The sequence below is a fragment of the Clostridium sp. AF32-7AC genome, assembly GCF_003477925.1.
In the GTDB taxonomy this organism is placed as follows: domain Bacteria; phylum Bacillota; class Clostridia; order Lachnospirales; family Lachnospiraceae; genus Otoolea; species Otoolea fessa.
Map to the genome: position 1 here is coordinate 19,411 of NZ_QUEG01000004.1, position 18,561 is coordinate 37,971.

The window sequence follows — 18,561 nt, forward strand, 5'->3', positions numbered from 1 at the left end:
TCTTTTTATCTTTCCCCGTCGTCCCCATCTTTGCAAAGGATGCCGGAGTCAAACTTTCTGCCATGTAAGTGTTCTGTGTGGTTTTGCAGTTCTCCCGCAAAGTTACGGGACCCCCTGCTCACTTTAGTTAAAAATTCTATCATACTTTATGGCACAGCGCAAGAAAAATTCCCCCCTTAATACGTGATCTTCCAGCGCCCAAACAATCCCTTCTTAAAATGGGAAAACCGCCGTGAAGCACTCTCATTTCCCATCTCAATCGCCTTCTGGTAGCACTGTGCCGCCCGCTCGAGATCTTCCGGGGATTCATTTTTCCGTTCGTAGATAAATCCAAGCTCATAGAGTGCATATCCGTCACATTCCGTCTGTGCCGCCCGCTCAAAAAGCTCCTTCGCCTTATTTTCATCGGCGGTGCAGCCTTCTCCCTTCATATAGAGATAGCCTAACTTGGATGCAGACTGCAGACTTCCGGCTTCTTCGCACCGGTTCAGCCACTCAAATGCTTTTGCATAATCGCGGTCTACTCCCTCTTCGCCCTGGAAATACAGGCATCCAAGAATCTCCATGCACTCTGGATTTCCCTGCGAAGCGCCTTTTTCGTACCAGGAAACTGCCTGCTTCATATCAATCTCGCCGTTCAGACCATCCCGATAGATATTTCCAAGCGCCAGACTTGCCTGTCCGTCCGTCTCGATCCCAGCTGCCTCCCGCAGAAGTTTTTCTGCCCGGACAGTGTCCTGCTCATCGGACGGGCGCAGATACAGGCGGGCTAACGGAAGCGCCGCCTCTTTGATGCCTGCCGCATATGCTTTTCCATACCAGTAAAACGCTTTTTCATCATCGCGCTCCACCAGCTCATCCTGATAAAACAGATTTCCAAGTTCTTCAAAGCTCTCCGCCTCGTTCCGCGCCGCGGCTCCTTCCAGCGCCTGGACGGCCGCCTGGATATCGCGCTCTGTGCCCTGTCCGTTTAAATACATCTGCCCCAGATACAGCATGGCGCGGGAAGACCCCTGCTTTGCCGCCGCATAGTCATATTGGAATGCAGCTTCCCAGTCTTCTTCCTGGCGGTAATGTTCCCCCATCTGGAAGAGTCCCCAGACCTCCCCGCTGGCGGCGCACTGGTTCGCCCAGCGAAGTGCCTCTTTTTCATCTTTTTCCCGGTATGTACCATTCTGGCAGCATTTTCCCATCTTAACCATCGCCGGGATAATGCCGCCGTCCGCCGCCCGTTCGTACCAGAAGAGACACTGCTCACGGGCGCTCTCAGTCTGCGGCATATAATCGGCCAGATCTTCCCACTCAACTGCCTCGCCCATCTGCCACGCGGCATAGACATCGCCCATCTCAGCGGCATCCCGCACCTGACGGTAACTTTCCTCGATGGAATAACGTGCCGACTGCTTCATCTGTTCGTCATACTGACCGGCGCGCAGCGCTCCTAACACTGCCCGGGCACTTCCCGCCGAAGCCCCCCGCAGGTAACATTCATACGCTTTTTTCTCATTGAACCCGACAGCCCCGTCCCCCCAGCTGTAACAGTGTCCTAAAAAGAACCATGCTTCCGCATCGCCCGCATACGCCGCCTCTTCCAGCCAGGTAACTCCCTGGGCGTACATCGCATCGTTACACTGTTTCCAGATCTGGTCTGCACCTTTCTCACATAAGCCTGTCATCAGGATTGTCATATATCATTCATCCGCCTTCCACACGAAATTGTATCAATTAAAACTTTCTGCCTCCGCCGCCGTGCATCCTTCCGCTGCTGCCCTGATGTATGGTCGTCCTTCCGGCCGAACCGCCCGAAGCGCCCGGACCCGGATTTTTCGGAATCCGTCTGGTCACTACCGACCGGTTTACAAACTGCTCCTCATTTTGAACAAAATGCAGCGCACTGTCCGCCCGGTATGCCATATGGAAACCCAGCGACTGGCGGTGTTCTTTCTGCATCTTATACTGGCGCATCACCGAAAAGCACGGGAGTGCCGCCACGATTGCAGCCGCGACCGCCGCAAACAGCACCTCATACCATTCCAGGGAATGTTTTTTCTCCTCGCGCACCTGCGTATACTGTCCCGCCGGAACGCCCATCTCCAGATAATTTTCGATGCTGTCGATCGCCCCCAGCGCGCCTTCCGCATAGTTTCCATCCGCCACGCTGTCATATGCCGCATCCAGCACCTTCTCTACCCGCGCATCCGTCAGCACCTTCATCGCATACCCGGTGGTAGAAACGTATATCTCCCGGTTGTCCATATCGATCGAAAGCAGAATACCACTCGCATCGTCCCCGACGCCCAGTCCGTGGGTATCGTAAAAATCATCGGCATAGCTTTCCGCCGATTCTCCCTGTGCGTCCTCGACTGTCAGTACCGCCAGATCGGCATCCTGTGAGTCACGCACCTCATCGATCCGTGTCTCCAGCTCCTGCACTTCTTCCGCGCTGAACAGTCCCGCCTCGTCGAAGACGCGCGTGCCTTCCGCCGCCCATATAAGGCTGACCTGTGAAAATGAAATAAATGCTGCAACAAAGAAGCATATAAAATCTTTCAGCCGTCCATATTTCTTCTTTTTCTGTGTGACTCCCGCCTTTTGATTCTCTATCATATCAGGTATCCTCCCAGCAGCAAAAGTACAAACACAGGAATGAAAATCGTCAAAAACAGGCGCACCAGTTTTTTCGAATCAACCGGCAGGACGCCGCAGACCTTTCCATTTTCCCCATTCATCGCAAAATAGTACATCTGACCGCTCTTCGGATCCGGATAGGTCATCATCCACACCGGAAGCATGGCATAGTTCCATTTTTCCCCCGTGATGGTCTCCCGATGGTTCCGGATATCCACATGATCGTAGCCGGAGACGCTATTTTGCAGGGATTCTCTCGTATACTGCTTGATCTCCTGCTCAATCTCCTGTGTAAATTCTTCCTTTTCCCGGTCGCGCCGCTCCGCCCTAAATCCCAGAAAATAGCCTGCCTGAAACGGGCGCAGCTTCTTCATATCAAACGGAAGCACGGTCTCGGCAAGGCTGCGGTCCACCTGCTTTAACGCGTTGCGCGCCACATCCTTGATGGGAAGCTCCGCCTTTTTCTCCAGATGGTAACGGCTCGTCTCGATATACTCGATCTCCCCCGCCACCGTCACGCGTTTCCGCAGCGCCTCCGCCTGCATCTCACCGGATACCTGACAGCTATACATCCAATATGGATAATAAATTCCCTCCAGATAGTCCATCTGACGCGGCGAGTAGAAATCATCCGGCACATACTTTTTCTTCTGAATCCAGTTTTTAAAGATTTCTTTTGCCTTTTTCTTGTCGATCTCAAACGGAATCAGACCGTCCGGGCGGTATTTACCGTCCAGACTTCCCGAAAGAACCACCGGATTGTGACAGTAACAGCAGTACGTGGACGCCGTCGTCTCCTGTGCCACAATCTCCGCGCCGCAGCTCGGGCAGGTATAGAGAACCATCTTGGACTCCGCCTGCTTCTGGCTCTCTATCTTTTCCGCTTCCGGCATTTCACCCGGCTTCGAAGCTTCCTCTGACTTTCTGGCTGCCTCTTCCATCTCTTTCAACGTCTCTTCCGTAAACGCTGAGAGGCAGTATTCACATTTAAATTTCTGCGTCTTCGGATCAAACACCAGCCCGCCGCCGCAGTTTGGACACTTATATGATTGTATCTCCATACGCCCTATGACCTCGGTTTTCCGCATTCAGAACAAAACTTACCTGTATTGACCGTTCCGCAGCTGCAGGTCCACGGACCGGCTGGTCTTGGCTTGCCGCACTCGGAGCAGAACTTTCCGTGGTTGACATTGCCGCACTCACAAGTCCAGGATTCCGCCGGAGCTGCCGCACTGCCCTGAGGCGGTGCATTCTGTCCTGCCGGTTGTGCATAACCGCCCTGTGGTGCCGCATCCATCTGTCCCGGCTGCTGTGCATAACCACCCTGCGGCGCTCTATTCGCCTGCCCCGGCGCATAACCGCCCTGTGGTGCCGCATATCCCTGCCGCGCCGCCTGCTGCATCTGCATTTGCTGCAGGTTGGACGCCGATGCGGCGCCCATAAATCCGCCGCCGAAGTTCATGCCGGCGCCCATTCCCATGAAGCCTGCCATCGCACCGCTTCCGTTGGAACCGGCTGCCTCAAAGCCGCGTGCCATCGCGCCCTGTACATACCCCTCGCGCACCGACGGGTCGCCGAGCATCGCGCCCTGATTCCGCATATTGATGAGTTTCTGCGATTCTTCATCATAGGAAATGCTGGCGATACCGACTGACTGGATCTCCATGCCACGCAGACGGTTCCACTCTTCATCCAGCGTCTCCGCCATATATCGTCCCAGTTCCCTGCCTTTGGAGGCTACAAAGGAAATCCGCACGCCATCCGCCGACATCTGGTTGATCGAGGTCTGCAGCGCTTCCAGGAACTCCGCTAAATACTGCTCATTGATGGAATCAATCTCCACCTGATCCTGATTTTTCGGAATAGCCTCCGCATAAAATTTCAATGGATCCGTGATCTTGATGGAGTAAGTTCCATGTGCGCGCAGAAACAGCTCGGAATTATAGAATAAATCAAAATAGTTGATCGGCGTCCGTGTGCCGAACTTGATTCCCTTGATCTCCTGGAGATTAATATAGTAGACCTTCTGTGCATACGGCGTCTGTCCGCCATAGCGCACACGGTTGAAGGATTCTTTCAGCGCATCGCCGAACTGTCCGTTAAACAGAGACGGCAGGGATGAATTCTGCACTGTATAATAACCCTCTTCCGCTGTATAATCAACGACCTTACCGCCGTCCACCAGCATCATAAACTGATTCGGGTACACATGGATCACAGAACCATTGGACACCGTTTCCGGCGTTCTCTTCCGGTTCTCCCCGCGGCGTGTCTGCACACCCGCTGAAAATACGGTCTGTTCCCCCATATTTTCCGGTTCAATCACTTCCAGCCACTGATCTGCCAGCCCGCCGCCGACCGCGTGTGCCGCTGCTCTGATAATTCCCATACTCTCTGCCTCCTTGTCCAAATTCATAGTCTCTCTGTTTTTCTGCTTTTTCTATCTATCGGTTATCCTTCCCTTTATTTTTCCCATGCCGATTCCATTTTCCCGGCGTGATCGCCCAGACTGCTGCCGCGATCAGCACCATCGCCAGTATACACTGCAAAATCAGGCTGCACGCCGTCCAGTGTGCTGTGATCGCATTATCTGGAAATACACCGAACAGCGGCTCGAACCATTTTCTCATGTCACCGCTTCCCGCCTGTCCGTTAATTACATTATAAAACGAGACAGCCGGATTGAAAAGAAAGAGATAGCGTAAAATGCCGGAACTTGCCATTTCCGATGCATTGAGATTAGATGCATACGAATTTGCCGCCCGGAGCGCCATCCGGTATGCAAACAGATTGACTGCCATCGTTCCCGCCGTCAGCGCCACCACCGTCACATAGGAGCAGACGGTCGATACCGTCGAGCGGCGCAGCACCGATGAATAAAAGATCCCGATACTACCCGTTAAAATTGCCACAACGCCGTGGCACAGGAACAGCATCCCGATGTCCTGCAGCGTAACGCCCCCGTAGACAAATACGAGCGCCTGTACCGGAAGCGCCGAGACCGCCAGCACCAGCATCGTCACCAGCGAGGACGCCAGTTTTCCAAGCACCATGTCACGCGGCTCCATCGTGGTCGTCAGCATCAGTTCCAGCGTCTGGCGTTCCCGCTCGCCGCTGATACTGCTGGCAGTCAGCGCCGGCATGATGAAAAGCAGCATGATAAATTCGATCGAGGAGACGAACGTGTAGAGATCCAGAAACTGCGAATACTGGATCTCCGCCGTCGTCCTGACCTGTTCCGCCACCGAATACATATTAAACAGCGCCACCGCCGCCAGAATACTGTTAAAAACAAACAGAATCGCCATCATGCGGATGCTGCGGCTTCCGACTGTCATTTCCCTCCTAAATACCGGATTCCATCTCATGTTTCAGCACCGCCCTCTCTTCTTCATGTCCTGTGATCTGCATAAACAGTGATTCCAGGCTTCCCTTCTCGCGCATAAAGCTGCTGACCATCACATCCGCATCGATAAGCTGCTGCAAAAGCAGCGCCTCATCCTGCCGATCCCCCAAAAAGCCCAGCTTGATCTCATCCCCCTGCACCGCGATCGTCTGCACGCAAGGATGGCTTTTCAGGATCGCAAGCGCCTTTTCTTTCTGGCTGAAAATTGAGATCAGAAGCGGATTGGACGAGTTGATCCGCTCAAAAATCTGATCCATGCTGCCCTGCAGAACCGTTCTTCCCTGCTCAATGATGCCGATCGAGGTACAAAGCTCTGACAATTCCGATAAAATATGTGAGCTGACGAGCAGCGTTTTTCCCTGATCGCGCAGTTCTTTCAGAATCGCCGTATACTCCACCCGGGTGCGCGGATCCAGCCCGGAAGCCGGTTCATCCAGGATCAGAAGATCCGGATCGTGGATGAGCGCCCGCGCCAGACAGAGGCGCTGCTTCATACCTCTCGAAAGCCCGTCCACGAAAAAGTCCTCTTTATCTTCCAGCCGCACCTGTTCCAGAAGCGTATGGCAGCGCGTCCGCGCCTGCAGCCCCGTAATTCCGTAGCAGGATGCGAAAAATTCCATATATTCCGATACTTTCAGGTTATCATATACTCCGAAGAAATCCGGCACATAGCCGATCCGCCGCCGGAGTTCTTTTCCGTCTGAGTAAACATCCAGTCCGCCGATCTCCACCTCGCCCTCGTCGGGAACGAGAAGTCCCGCAAGAATCTTGAGCGTCGTCGTCTTGCCTGCCCCATTGGGACCCACGAATCCAAAGAGTTCCCCGTCCGCGACCTCCAGATTCAGCCCATCCAGCGCTTGAAAATTGCCATATCGTTTTCTGAGGTTTTTAATTGTCAGCATCACTCTCTCCTCCCTACGACATAGATTCTTGGAAGCTGGCTTTCCCAGCCATACTCTCCCGTCTGTTCCGGCACATATTTGACGGTCAATGTGTTCGACGGAGACAGGTACGGCGAAAGCTCCTTTGCCGAATACTCTGATTTCAGCTCAATCCGGTCATTGCGCCCGGTCTCATAGTTATAGAAATACATGCTTCCGGAGAAGAATGACATATACGGATAGAGCGGATTTTCCGAAAATCGCGGTGACAGAGTCTCAAACGTAAGCTTTTCAATGACAAGGTCACTTCCCAGCGAATATTCGACCGTCGCAGCCTCCGCTGTTTCCCCGCTATACATTGTGTTGTACGCCGCCTCATAATTTCCGGCGAGCACCGTTGGATCTTCCTCAAGCGCCGAACGGTAAAGTTTTCCGTCTTTTTCACGGTTCAGCGGGATTGACTCGGTCACCATGCAAAATCCTTCCCGAAGTGTCCTCGCATCCGCCAGGAAATCTTCCTCTCCCTGGAGCTTCCGGGTTGAAAATGCCACCAGGCACGCCTCAGACGGATTGCGCCCCGCGCCGGAATCCAGATAAAAGCTCAAAAGTCTCGTCCACTCCTGCGCCTTTAAATAGTCCGGATCCTCAATCTCCGCTTTCTCATACTGATCCGCCCCGGTCACCATCTGTGCTGCCGCATACGAATAGCTGACCGGATAATCGCAGCTCTCCTTTCCATCCAGAGAAACCGTCTGCCCAGGCTCTAATCTTCCCAGCAGCACCGCTTTCCCATTGATGAGCAGAGCCGCATTCTCCAGCGGTTCCTCAAAACAGTTTTTTACCGTTCCCGACACCACGCCATCAAAATAGGAAATATTTCCCTGAACGCCCATCGCGTCCGTTTTCTCCAGCTCACGACGCAGGGTAAACAGATTCGGTGAAAATGCGACCGTATCCCGCATTTTAATTTCGACCCGTTCCGGCTGATAAACAAAGTTCGTATGATACTCTTCCTCACCGGTAAAGCGCACCGCCGAAACCGCATCGTAATAGTAACTGCGCGTCATCGGGCGCACCTCATAGCCCGGCTTTAAACTCACCGAATACGGCTTGTTATAAGGGCTTCGGATGTTCATATAAGTGGCTTCTTCCGCCTCTTCTCCCGAGGTATCCAGAATCGACGCATACGTCACAAACGGCTCCCGGAAGCGTGTCTTTACGCCCAGCGCATAAATAATGCCGGTAAACAAAAACGCCCCCAGTGTCACCGCCGGCAGATAATACCGGTAAATTCCCCGCTTTTTTAAGTAGAAATAGATGCCCGGACCAATCAAAAGCAGGTAGACCACCACGATCGCCGTGTACGCCGCAACCTTCGGAAGCCGCCCCGCATTGCCGGTGTTGACCAGCCCCTGTACGCTGAAATACGAGCCCGAATAACCGTAGTAATCCTCCTGTGCCAGCTCGTCCACGGTATCACTTCCCAGCACCAGCGTATACAGCTTTTCAAATGAGGATGGATTGGTCAGGCACAAATCGCTGATCGCATCCATCGAAAAGGCAGCTGCCACGATCCGCCCCTGTTTGCAGTTCGTATGGGATAACAGCGGGAACACTTCCCCCGCCAGCAGAGTGCTGCCGTTCTTCAGGTTCACATCGACGCATTCTGCCTGGATCTCCCCCGTCTGCTCGCCCGGTGCCGTCTCCCCGCCCAGACTGACCGGAACGGTTACCGCATCCAGATACGGCGGCTCCAGCACCTTCTCTGCAAACCTGCCATAATTTCTCGCACAATCCACACCGCCGCCAAAGAGGATCGTACCGCCGTCTTCCACCCAGCGCCGCAGCGCCTCATACTGGACATCACTGAGCGAATCCAGGTCAAATCCAGACACAATTACCAGATCCAGCGGATCGTAACCCAGCCGGTCATCCGGTGCCTGCTCGGCATCCAGAAAAACCGCCCGCGTCCGAAGCGTCCCATATCGGATGCCCGCGCCGTCTAAATAAGAAAGTGCCTCCGGCGTATCCGTCAAAATTCCGATATAACTCTCCGCAACGTCCTCCTCAGAACCAAGTTTCAGACGTTTCCGGATGACCGTTTCCCCGTTTACATCCTGTACCGATACAAACATCTGATCCGCCCGCACACCCAGCGGGATATAATATTCTTGTTCAAACTTCTCCCCCGCTGCCAATGATAACGGATAGGAATACTGGTACGCCTCCAGACTGGACTGCGCGGTCAGAAACTCCAGCGTTCCCTCAAACGGCGCTTTATTGTTATTCAGAAGAACCGTTACCCGAAGGTAACGGTCGCTCTTTGCCGTATTGTCAAATCCATAGGAAACGTCCATCGACAGCGGCGCATCTGCTTCCTCTTGTGAGGCATATGCGTACCCCGCAGGAAGGCAGAATAGTGCCATCCATCCGATCAATATCGCAAAAAAGAACTGTATTCCCCTCTTTTTCTGCATCCTTTCTCTCCCTATCTGTAACTGTTCACGCATACGTGCCCAGTAACGGAATTTGCCGTGGCTTCGCATTTAAATACGGCAAATTCCTGCTGCCACCATGTTTTCTTACGGCACTTTCGGTTCCAAAAGTGCCTACCTGTGAACAGTAACCAAAAATCCATTAAAATGTCTATCAGATTCTTTCCCACACTCGCCTTTACGGCATCTGGAAATTTTCCCTGTTGATGTCAAAATTCGTCCGCAGGCGCACCGTAAACACCGTTCCATTCAGATCGCTCGTTACCTGAATCGTGCCGCCGTGCATATCGACGATATTTTTGGCGATCGCCAGACCTAACCCTGTGCCGCCCGTGTTGGTCGATCGCGACTGTTCCACGCGGTAGAATTTATTAAATAAAAGAGGCAGCTCGTCCGCCGGAATCACGTAACCGTAGTTCGTCACCGAGACGGTCACGACCTCTTCCTCCGCATGAATCTGCACCAGCACCCGTTTTCCGTCCGCACCGTACTTGATCGCGTTATTGATCAGGTTGTCAAAAAGGCGCGCCAGAAGATTTCCGTCTGCCGTGATAACCTTGCCCGGGACATTGCTCTGCAGCTCGTAGGAGAGGTTTTTGTCCTTGAAGCTCGGATAAAATTCCTCCAACAGCTGGCTGAGCAGTTTGACGATGTCCACCTTCGACACGTGCATTGCCACTTTTCCATAATTCATTTTAGTAAAACCAAACAAATCTTCGATCAGTTTTTCCAGACGTTTCGATTTTGCATAGGCAATATCAATATATTTTTTCTGCATTTCTGCAGGAATCTCCACCTTGCCGGACAGAAGTTCAAGATAGCCGATGATCGAGGTCAGCGGTGTCCGCAGATCGTGTGCCACATTGGTAATCAGCTCATTCTTCGTGCGCTCCGCCTCGCGCTCCTTGTCCATCAGATTCCGGATATCCCCGACCATCTTATTTAAATTGACCGCCATCGCCGTAAACTCGTCGTCGCCCCGCACCTCGATCGTCGTATTCAAATCGCCCTCGGAAATATTCTGAATCGCGGACGAGATCCGGCTGATATAGCGCATGGACCGCTCCTGGAGGGCAAAAAAAGTGACTGAGAAGATCGCGATGCCCGACAGAAGATAGACAAATGCCATCAGTGTCTCTGTCTCCGTCAGGCGCAGGAAAAAAGAATCCCGGTACCGCGTCTCCCGCAGATAGCTACTGATCATCAAAACATTGGCAATCAGAAACACCTCCACCAGGCATGCCACCACGGTGCTGTAAACGATGTTCATGACCATCCGTGTCCGGAATCGGCGACTCATATCTTTTTTATTTTTCAATTTTGTATCCTACCCCCCAGACCGTTGTAATGATCTTGTTCTGTCGGGTGTCCTCCTTCATCTTGCCGCGAAGCCGTCTGATATGTACCATAACCGTGTTATTTGCCTCGTAGACTTTCTCATTCCACACCTTCTCAAAGATTTCATCGGTGCTGAAGACCCGCCCCGGATTGGATGCCAGCAGATACAGGATGTCAAATTCGATCGGCGTCAGCTTGATCTCCTCGCCGTACACCGTCACTTTATGATTATCTTTGTTGATCGTGAGTCCCTTGATCGAGATCTCATTTTTAACCTGGTTTCCTGCACCGCTCTGCGGATTTAACTGCGTGTAGCGGCGAAGCTGTGATTTGACGCGCGCCGTCAGCTCCAGCGGGTTAAATGGTTTCGTCACGTAATCATCCGCGCCGGTTCCCAGTCCCAGAATCTTATCCAGATCCGCTGAGCGCGCGCTCAGCATGATGATCGGGATATTGTTCGTCTCCCGGATCTTGCGGCACATCTCCAGACCATCCATCCCCGGCATCATGATATCGAGAAGCACCAGATGAATCGTCTCCTTCTCCAGAATCTCCAATCCCTCTAACGCATTGGATGCTTTATATACTTTATAACCATCACTGACCAGATAAATCTCCACCAGATCGGCAATCTCTTTCTCATCATCCACCACCAGAACGTGTATTTCAGACATAAAAAAACCTCCCTCATATGTAATGCAGGTTCCCGGTATCTCTATGCGAAATACCAGACGAATATACCTGTTTCCAGTTTACCATATGGGGAGGATTTATGCTTTAAAAATTTATTACATTTTTGGAGAATTTTGCTTATCTGCGAACTGCAATTTCTTTATTGTTCCAGCGGAATAAACACCCTCATCGCCGCCGGGTCCTGCTTTTTTCCAGCCTCCTTCGCCGCCTGTACTGCCTCCGCACAGAAGGTATCCTGCGCGCAGACCGGCTCTTTGCCGCGGCGGTTGCGTTTAGCGTAGGTTCCGTCCGGTCTCAGGTACTGCGCCTTGACATTGTCGGCAAGCTGTACCTCTAAGATGTGACAGATGCGTGCTTTCAGCTTCTCATCCTCAACCGGGAAGAGAATCTCCACACGACGGTCGAGGTTTCTCGGCATCCAGTCGGCACTTCCCATGAAAATCTGCGGTTCACCGTCGTTCTCGAAGTAGAAAATACGGCTGTGCTCAAGGAAATTTCCAACGATCGAGCAGACCGTTATATTCTCGCTTAATCCCGGAATCCCGGCGCGCAGACAGCAGATGCCGCGGACGATGAGTTGTATTTTTACCCCCGCATTGGACGCCTCGTAAAGACTCGCAATGATCTCACGGTCGCACAGGGAGTTCATCTTTGCCACGATCCGCGCTGGAATACCTTCGCGGGCGTTGCGCGTTTCCCGCTGGATCAGGCGCAGAAAACGTCCGCGCAGCCACAGCGGCGCCAGCGACAGCTTGTTCCAGCCAAGCGGCTCCGAATAACCCGACAGCATGTTAAAGACTGCAGTCGCATCCTCACCGATCAGCGGATCACAGGTTAAAAGACCGCAGTCGGTGTAGAGTTTTGCCGTCGAATCATTGTAATTTCCAGTTCCCAGATGGACGTAGCGGCGGATGCCCTCTTCCTCGCGGCGCACCACCAGCGTGATCTTACTGTGTGTTTTCAGCCCCAGCAGACCATAGATAACGTGGCAGCCGGCTTTTTCCAGCATCTTCGCCCAGAGAATATTGTTTTCCTCGTCAAAACGGGCTTTCAGCTCAACCAGAACCGACACCTGTTTTCCATTGTCCGCCGCTTCGGCGAGCGCCGCGATAATCGGGGAGTTGCCGCTGACACGGTAGAGTGTCTGCTTGATCGCCAGCACCTCCGGGTCGCGGGCAGCTTTCTTGATAAAATTGACGACCGGCTCAAAAGTCTCAAACGGGTGGGTCAGCAATATATCGCCTTTGCGGATATTGGCAAAAATATCATCCTCATTCATCAGCGCCGGAACCGGCTGCGGCGTGTACGGCGGTGTCTTAAATTCGTCAAAGCCCGGCAGACCGAACACCTTCATGAGAACCGTCAGATCAAGCGGTCCGTCAATCTCATAGATCGCGTGCCCGCCGACGTGCAGCTCCTTTTTGAGGATGTCTAAGAGGCGCTTGTCCGCCTTTTTCTCGATATCCAGGCGAATAACCTCGCCCCACTGGCGTTTCTTGAGCTTCTGCTCGATCTCCTTGAGCAAATCCTCCGCCTCATCCTCGTCGATGCTCAGATCGGCATTTCGCATGACACGGAACGGATGGCAGCTGATAATATCATAATTTAAGAACAATTTGTCGATGTTCCGCTCGATGACTTCTTCCAGATAAATGATCGATTTGCCCTCCTGGCACGGCAGCTCCACCACGCGTGGAAGCCCGCCCGGCACGCAGACCATCGCAAATTCCAGCTCGCCGTCTCCCTTTTTCTTGCGAACCAGCGCGGCGATATTTAACGATTTATTGTGAATAAGCGGGAACGGGCGGGAGGAATCAACCGCCATCGGCGTGAGGACCGGGTAGACCGATTCCTCAAAATACCGATCAACGTACACCGCTTCTTCCTTCGTAAGCTTCTCATGCTCGGTGACCACGCGCAGACCGTGCTGTTTTAAGAGCGGCAGGAGCATCCGGTTGTAGGTCCGGTACTGATTCTCGACCAGCTCATGCGTTTTTCCATCAATCGCATCCAGCTGTTCCTGTGCCGTCATACCCGCAATATCCCGCTTCGTATAATTGGCGTGAACCATGTCCTTGAGGGATGCCACGCGGACCATGAAAAACTCATCCAGGTTCGACGCCGTGATACTTAAAAATTTCAGACGTTCAAACAGCGGGGTCGTCTTGTCACGCGCCTCACCCAGAATCCGGTAGTTAAATTCCAGCCAGCTCAGTTCACGGTTTACATAATTTTCAGGTTCTCCGTATTTCAACACTGCATCCGACATCCTTATACCCCTCTTTTCTGCCTGAGTACAGGCCGTATTCCAAAGACTTCCTCAAAGAAATCTGCCTTCTGGTCAAATGAATACTGCTCCAGCACGATACTCTCCGGACAGTCCGTCGTAATCACCAGACTGCCGTTCCGCACAGCGATGCGGCTGTCGCTCAGCTTCTGGCGGTGGCTGCGGTCCATCGAATTGGCCAGACGCAAAATTGCCGTCAGCTTCGCAATCAGGATCGTCAGCTCTCTCCGGGAGGTTCCAAGCCCCGCATACTGGGACAGATCCGACTCCAGGATGACCTCATCGTAGGCATATTCCTGAATGTTGTAGCGCACGATATTGGCTACAACCTCGCGCTCCAGATGGGAAATTCCGATGATCTCCGTATCCATGATGATCTGGTACGAGCTTTCCGAACCGCGCGTGATGCTGACAAACTTGCCGCAGTCATGCAGGGTCGCTGCGATCTTTAAAAGCAGCCGTTCCCGCGCTCCCAGACCATGGTATTTTTTCGTTGCATCAAAGATCATCTCCGCCGACCGCTCTACCTCGCGCACATGTGCGCCGTGGCAGCGGTAGCGCTTCGCCATCTGGCGCGCCGTTGAGAGAATATCTGCCTCAAAATCATGATGGAAGCGGACCAGACGGTTTTCCTGTGCGTACTCTGCCGCGATACCATCGCAGAGTGTCGTCCCCGGTGCCCAGATATAGGAAGCACCCGTCATGTCTAATACCTTCCGGTAGAGAATCGCACTTGGAATCAGCACTTCTGCGTAATCCTGCGGCAGCTCATAGCGCTCCTGAATCTCCTCCGAGGACATTCCAATCAGCTTCTCGCAGAACACGCCAAATTCCTTTGCCGTGAACCGCGCCCCGCCTTTTTCATGCATGCCGCGGCTGATCATATAGTTCATTGTCTCGCCGGTCGCAATCAGCGTCTCGATCTGATGCTCTTTTAAAAATATCTTTCGGAATGTGTATAATTCATTTTCTACCAGCTCGTCGATGATCGCCGGGATCTTCCGGTAATCGACGCGCCAGTGTGCTGACATTTCGCTTAAGCGCAGCACGCCGAGCAGAAGGTTCTGCGTCGATACCAGTACCTCCTCATCAAAGAGGGAGATCTGGGTGCTTCCGAATCCGACATCCATCAGCGCCGCACCGTTTTTCACGGTGTGCTGGAATTCTTCCTCCCTGGCTGCAACGGCTTTATAACTCTTAAAACGAAGCTCCGAGTTGTTCATCGTGCGGACCCGGAGTCCGGTACGCACCAGAATCCGGTCCAGTACCATCTGGCTGTTCCGCGCCTCCCGAAGCGCACTACTCGCAAATGCCCGGTAATCCGATACCCGGTATGTTTTCATCACTTCCCGGAACTTATTCAGGACCTCGCACATTTCCTCCACGATCTCGTGGCTCAAACGTCCGTCATTGTACGTGTCTTTGCCAAGCGCCAGCGCATGGCGCACATGATCAATCTCGCGGATTCCGGCGGAAGCAGAAATCTCGAAAATTCCCAGCTCCAGTTCGAAGGAACCCACATCAATAGCGGCAAAGGTTTTAACGGTCATATTACTTGATCTCTCCTTTCAGCTTGCTGCGTAAGTTTGCAATAAACTGGGTGGCAGTACGTCCGGACAGCCCGCCGTGGCTTAACTCCCACTTGTTGGCTTCCAGAAGCAGATCTGCCTCCGGCATATGGATGTGGTATTTATCTGCCAGTACGCGGACGATGTTCTGGAACTCTTTCTTGTCCGGTGAGCCGTAGTAGATCGTGACGCCAAAACGCGCAACCAGAGACAGTTTTTCCTGCACCGTATCGTTGGAGTGCAGATCGTCGTCCAGCTCGCGCTTATCGCTGAATTTCTCGCGGATTAAGTGACGGCGGTTCGATGTCGCATAAATCAGGACATTCTGCGGCTTAATGCCGAGACCACCCTCAATGATTGCTTTCAGATATTTATATTCCAGCTCATATTCCTCAAAGGAAAGATCGTCCATATAAATGATAAATTTGTAGTTGCGGTCTTTGATCTGCTCCAGGACATCTGACAGTCCGCGGAACTGATGCTTGTACACCTCGATCATGCGGAGTCCGCGGTCATAATACTGATTTAAGATCGCCTTGATACTGGATGATTTACCGGTACCGCTGTCACCGAAAAGCAGGCAGTTGTTTGCCGCGCGCCCCTCGATAAATGCCTCGGTATTCTCAATCAGCTTGGCTTTCTGCAGCTCATAGCCGACCAGATCGCTCAGCTCGATATGTTCCACGCGCGTGATCGGCTCGATATCGACCTGTTTTGCCTCCTCATCCATGATAATATGGAATGCTTTGTTAAGGCCAAACTTGCCAACACCAAATTCTTTATAAAATTCGGTCACGATATCCTGAAATTCCTGATCACTCTCCGCATGCTCCAGGGAAACCGATAATTCAACGATCCGATCGCGGATGCGGTGGTTGAACGCCTTGCTGTTTTCCAGCGCATTTTCGTAATGCTTCATCTCCGACCAGATGCCGTTCTCAGTCTCGTCCAGACAGGCAATATCCAGGGAAAAAAGCTCTCTGACCTGTGCAAAATCGTGACGTGCAAGCTCGCTCAAGCTGCCGCCGACCGGTCCGATGATCTCACAGGATGTGCTGTAGGCATTTTCATTGTTTGCCATGCAGAACGCTAGGAAACAATGCCACAGGTTTCCGCGGAATCCATAGGTCACTGCCAGATCGATGAGCTGACTCGCGCATGCATATGCATCCGGGCGTGCCTCGCCTTCTTCTGGTTTTAAGAGGCTGCACATGTCGTCAAATAACTGCTGATACCGCAGGTTGCGGTATAAAATCATCGTATTTTTTCTTTTTTCTTCCATTATTCTGCCTTTCCGGTTACCATCACATGCTTTTACGGCACTTTCAGTGTCAAAAATGCCTGCCCGTGGACAGCACCCCATTCTGTCTTGTCCTAAGCTAAAGAGTCTAGTAATTTCCTAATATTTTTACATTTTTCGCTTCGCGCATGATTCCGTACAGTGCATTCTGCACACCGGCATCCTCCAGGTTTCCCTCGATGTCCACGAAGAAGCGGTACTGCCAACTCTCCTCCGGGATCGGGCGGGACTCGATCATCCGCATATTGACGTCATTGAAAATAAAATTGCCGAGCATGCTGTACAGCGTACCGCTGCGGTGCGGCAGCTCGAAACAGAGGCTGATTTTCTCTGCGCCCGCCTGATAGACGCGATCCTTCGCCAAAATCAGGAAACGGGTCGTGTTGTCCGGACAGTTGTTGATCGGACCTGCCAGCTTTTTGAGCCTGTAAATCTCACCTGCCACCTCACCTGCCACTGCCGCCTGTGACGGATCCTTCTCATCGCGTACCTTCTGTGCCGCCACAGCATTATTTTCCATGCTGAGCTGCTGCCAGTCGTGCTGGTTTAAGAAGTCGCTGCTCTGCATCAGCGCCTGCGGATGTGCATAAACACGCTTCACATCGGAAAGTTCCGCATCCGGTGTGCCAAGCAGGTAGTGGTGTACCGGCAGAAATGTTTCCGCCACAATCACATTGTCGTATTTTAAAAGCAAATCATAGTTGTCCGTCACAGCACCGGCGGAAGAATTTTCAATCGGAAGCACCGCAAAATCAGATTTTCCCTCCTGAATCTCCACCATCATATCCTCGAACCGGCGTACATGATGGATATCCGCGTCTTTTCCAAAGAACTGCAGCGCCGCCGCATGACCGTAAGCGCCCTCTAATCCCTGGAACACCACGCGTTTTCCGGCTGTTTCAAGCTTCTCCACCTTATGGAAGCCCAGATCCGGACCGCCGACGCGCCCTGCGATCGTCTGATACTGATACCGGCGGCTCAGCGTCATCATCTGCAAAAACAGCTCGGCAACCGCCTGCTTGTTGAACTCGCCCTCTGCCATCGCCTGAACTGACTCGATCTTCTGTTTCTCACGCTCGGCATCGTAAACCGCCTTTCCGGTCGCGATCTTATACTCTGCCACCTCGCTGCAAAGGCGCATTCTCTCCTCAAATAACTTTTCTATCTGGGTGTCAATCTGATCCAGACGCCCTCTTATCTCCAGCAAATCCATCTCTTAGCTGTTCTCCTTTTCCATCTCTGAAAGCATCCCTGCGATCTTTTCTCTCGTATATGCGCCGACAAACTTCCGGTTCTCCGGATCCAGCTCTTTCACGATGAACGGCTCGCCGAACTCAATCACGACATGGCTCGGACAAATAAGTGGAATATGCTTCTCAAAGACCTCCGCTGTTCCCTTGATCGCCACTGGAACAACCGGACAGCCAGATTTCTCTGCAATCTTCAAGCTTCCCTCTTTAAATGGAAGCAGATCTGAAAGCTGTTCATTTTTATTGCGGGTTCCCTCCGGAAAAATCCAGACAGAAACGCCGCGGCGCACCTTCTCGATCCCCGCCAGAATCGTTTTTAAACCTTCTTTTATATTGTTCCGATCTAAAAACAGACAGTTGACATTGAGCATCCATTTTGACAAGAGCGGAATCTTCTCCATCTCTTTCTTTGCCACAAATCCCATCAGTCCCGGAACCGTCGTATAGCCAACCAGGATATCAAAATAGCTCCGGTGGTTTCCCACATAGAGCACCGGGCGATCCTGCGGAATATTTTCATATCCGCGCACCTCTACCGTCACACCTGCCATTTTGAGCAGTTTTTCAAAAATATTACGCACCATCTGGGTGCTTTCTTCCTCCACTGCGACCGGATCTACCTGTCCCTGTTTATCCATACGGTGCAATGTGCCGATGGAACCAACAAGGAAGCTGACGATCGTTCCTACTATCTTTATCGCGCGAAACATACTGA

The 18,561-nt window shown here is 52.5% G+C and carries 14 protein-coding genes; all 14 read right to left on the minus strand.

Features of this window, described 5'->3' with window-relative positions:
• Positions 1 to 176 precede the first annotated feature (176 nt).
• A complete protein-coding gene (locus DWZ45_RS07150; RefSeq protein ID WP_022360287.1) occupies positions 177 to 1,688 on the minus strand; it encodes an SEL1-like repeat protein in 1,512 nt (503 codons plus the stop codon).
• A 37-nt stretch (positions 1,689 to 1,725) separates the two neighbouring features.
• Entirely contained in the window at positions 1,726 to 2,607 is an 882-nt protein-coding gene (locus DWZ45_RS07155) for a TPM domain-containing protein (RefSeq protein ID WP_118468362.1), read from the minus strand.
• On the minus strand, positions 2,604 to 3,689 hold the full coding sequence (locus DWZ45_RS07160; protein ID WP_118468364.1) for a TFIIB-type zinc ribbon-containing protein: 1,086 nt from the start codon (positions 3,687 to 3,689) through the stop codon (positions 2,604 to 2,606). Before DWZ45_RS07160 ends, DWZ45_RS07155 begins: the two co-directional genes overlap by 4 nt.
• A 5-nt stretch (positions 3,690 to 3,694) precedes the next feature.
• Positions 3,695 to 5,017 carry an SPFH domain-containing protein gene (locus DWZ45_RS07165; RefSeq protein WP_118468366.1) on the minus strand — a complete coding sequence of 441 codons (1,323 nt, stop codon included), beginning with the start codon at positions 5,015 to 5,017 and terminating at the stop codon, positions 3,695 to 3,697.
• Between the two features lie 55 nt (positions 5,018 to 5,072).
• A complete protein-coding gene (locus tag DWZ45_RS07170) occupies positions 5,073 to 5,996 on the minus strand; it encodes an ABC transporter permease subunit (protein WP_118468368.1) in 924 nt (307 codons plus the stop codon).
• Positions 5,974 to 6,936 carry an ABC transporter ATP-binding protein gene (locus DWZ45_RS07175; protein ID WP_022360292.1) on the minus strand — a complete coding sequence of 321 codons (963 nt, stop codon included), beginning with the start codon at positions 6,934 to 6,936 and terminating at the stop codon, positions 5,974 to 5,976. The genes DWZ45_RS07170 and DWZ45_RS07175 overlap by 23 nt, the downstream gene beginning before the upstream one ends.
• On the minus strand, positions 6,936 to 9,392 hold the full coding sequence (locus tag DWZ45_RS07180; protein WP_118468369.1) for a hypothetical protein: 2,457 nt from the start codon (positions 9,390 to 9,392) through the stop codon (positions 6,936 to 6,938). Before DWZ45_RS07180 ends, DWZ45_RS07175 begins: the two co-directional genes overlap by 1 nt.
• Before the next feature lie 196 nt (positions 9,393 to 9,588).
• Positions 9,589 to 10,728 (minus strand): HAMP domain-containing sensor histidine kinase, encoded by a 1,140-nt coding sequence (locus DWZ45_RS07185; RefSeq protein WP_347475382.1) that lies wholly within the window; start codon positions 10,726 to 10,728, stop codon positions 9,589 to 9,591.
• Positions 10,718 to 11,422 carry a response regulator transcription factor gene (locus DWZ45_RS07190; RefSeq protein ID WP_022360295.1) on the minus strand — a complete coding sequence of 235 codons (705 nt, stop codon included), beginning with the start codon at positions 11,420 to 11,422 and terminating at the stop codon, positions 10,718 to 10,720. The genes DWZ45_RS07185 and DWZ45_RS07190 overlap by 11 nt, the downstream gene beginning before the upstream one ends.
• Positions 11,423 to 11,580: 158 nt before the next feature.
• Positions 11,581 to 13,710, minus strand: coding sequence for an RNA degradosome polyphosphate kinase (locus DWZ45_RS07195; protein ID WP_117796048.1), 2,130 nt, complete (start codon positions 13,708 to 13,710; stop codon positions 11,581 to 11,583).
• 2 nt (positions 13,711 to 13,712) lie between these two features.
• Positions 13,713 to 15,278: an HD domain-containing protein gene (locus DWZ45_RS07200; RefSeq protein ID WP_107001430.1), complete on the minus strand. Its 1,566-nt coding sequence runs from the start codon at positions 15,276 to 15,278 to the stop codon at positions 13,713 to 13,715.
• A 1-nt stretch (position 15,279) separates the two neighbouring features.
• The gene (locus tag DWZ45_RS07205; protein WP_182426646.1) at positions 15,280 to 16,578 is read right to left on the minus strand and encodes an ATP-binding protein; all 1,299 of its coding nucleotides are present in this window, start codon (positions 16,576 to 16,578) and stop codon (positions 15,280 to 15,282) included.
• 106 nt (positions 16,579 to 16,684) lie between these two features.
• Positions 16,685 to 17,809 carry a bifunctional chorismate mutase/prephenate dehydratase gene (locus DWZ45_RS07210; protein WP_118468371.1) on the minus strand — a complete coding sequence of 375 codons (1,125 nt, stop codon included), beginning with the start codon at positions 17,807 to 17,809 and terminating at the stop codon, positions 16,685 to 16,687.
• Between the two features lie 3 nt (positions 17,810 to 17,812).
• Positions 17,813 to 18,556 carry a lysophospholipid acyltransferase family protein gene (locus DWZ45_RS07215; RefSeq protein ID WP_107001428.1) on the minus strand — a complete coding sequence of 248 codons (744 nt, stop codon included), beginning with the start codon at positions 18,554 to 18,556 and terminating at the stop codon, positions 17,813 to 17,815.
• Positions 18,557 to 18,561 lie beyond the last annotated feature (5 nt).

What these genes read in the sequence shown, in the direction of transcription:
- DWZ45_RS07150 (WP_022360287.1), bottom strand. Translation starts at nt 1,688, where the DNA reads ATGACAATCCTGATGACAGGCTTATGTGAGAAAGGTGCAGACCAGATC.
- DWZ45_RS07155 (WP_118468362.1), bottom strand. Translation starts at nt 2,607, where the DNA reads ATGATAGAGAATCAAAAGGCGGGAGTCACACAGAAAAAGAAGAAATAT.
- DWZ45_RS07160 (WP_118468364.1), bottom strand. Translation starts at nt 3,689, where the DNA reads ATGGAGATACAATCATATAAGTGTCCAAACTGCGGCGGCGGGCTGGTG.
- DWZ45_RS07165 (WP_118468366.1), bottom strand. Translation starts at nt 5,017, where the DNA reads ATGGGAATTATCAGAGCAGCGGCACACGCGGTCGGCGGCGGGCTGGCA.
- DWZ45_RS07170 (WP_118468368.1), bottom strand. Translation starts at nt 5,996, where the DNA reads ATGAGATGGAATCCGGTATTTAGGAGGGAAATGACAGTCGGAAGCCGC.
- DWZ45_RS07175 (WP_022360292.1), bottom strand. Translation starts at nt 6,936, where the DNA reads ATGCTGACAATTAAAAACCTCAGAAAACGATATGGCAATTTTCAAGCG.
- DWZ45_RS07180 (WP_118468369.1), bottom strand. Translation starts at nt 9,392, where the DNA reads ATGCAGAAAAAGAGGGGAATACAGTTCTTTTTTGCGATATTGATCGGA.
- DWZ45_RS07190 (WP_022360295.1), bottom strand. Translation starts at nt 11,422, where the DNA reads ATGTCTGAAATACACGTTCTGGTGGTGGATGATGAGAAAGAGATTGCC.
- DWZ45_RS07195 (WP_117796048.1), bottom strand. Translation starts at nt 13,710, where the DNA reads ATGTCGGATGCAGTGTTGAAATACGGAGAACCTGAAAATTATGTAAAC.
- DWZ45_RS07200 (WP_107001430.1), bottom strand. Translation starts at nt 15,278, where the DNA reads ATGACCGTTAAAACCTTTGCCGCTATTGATGTGGGTTCCTTCGAACTG.
- DWZ45_RS07205 (WP_182426646.1), bottom strand. Translation starts at nt 16,578, where the DNA reads ATGGAAGAAAAAAGAAAAAATACGATGATTTTATACCGCAACCTGCGG.
- DWZ45_RS07210 (WP_118468371.1), bottom strand. Translation starts at nt 17,809, where the DNA reads ATGGATTTGCTGGAGATAAGAGGGCGTCTGGATCAGATTGACACCCAG.
- DWZ45_RS07215 (WP_107001428.1), bottom strand. Translation starts at nt 18,556, where the DNA reads ATGTTTCGCGCGATAAAGATAGTAGGAACGATCGTCAGCTTCCTTGTT.